This is a genomic window from Streptomyces ruber, assembly GCF_014648075.1.
GTDB lineage: Bacteria > Actinomycetota > Actinomycetes > Streptomycetales > Streptomycetaceae > Streptomyces > Streptomyces ruber.
Window position 1 is genome coordinate 1 of the sequence record NZ_BMQK01000085.1, and the last position, 553, is coordinate 553.

Genomic DNA, 553 nt, shown 5'->3' on the forward strand with positions numbered 1-553 from the left:
GGCTGGAGGGGCCGCGCGTGGTGTGGGTGATGGTCCCGGCAGGTGCCCCCACCCAGGCCACCATCGACGAGCTGGCCGAGCTCCTGGAGCCCGGTGACGTGGTCGTCGACGGCGGCAACTCGCGCTGGACGGACGACGAGAAGCACGCGGTGGAGCTGGGCCTGAAGGGCATCGGCTTCGTCGACTGCGGCGTCTCCGGCGGCGTCTGGGGCCTGGAGAACGGCTACGCGCTGATGTACGGCGGCGACGCGGAGAACATCGCCAAGGTGCAGCCGATCTTCGACGCGCTCAAGCCCGAGGGCGACTTCGGCTCGGTGCACGCGGGCAAGGTCGGCGCCGGCCACTTCTCCAAGATGGTCCACAACGGCATCGAGTACGCGATGATGCAGGCCTACGCCGAGGGCTGGGAGCTGCTGGAGAAGGTCGACTCCGTCACGGACGTGCGCGAGGTCTTCCGCTCCTGGCAGGAGGGCACCGTCATCCGCTCCTGGCTGCTCGACCTCGCGGTCAACGCCCTCGACGACGACGAGCACCTGGACAAGCTGCGCGGCTA

1 protein-coding gene is annotated in these 553 nt (G+C 69.4%); it reads left to right on the forward strand.

Translation table 11 applies throughout. The features are described from left to right. A partial coding sequence (locus IEZ04_RS34460) for an NAD(P)-binding domain-containing protein (RefSeq protein WP_229821496.1) occupies positions 1–553 on the forward strand: 553 nt, incomplete at both ends.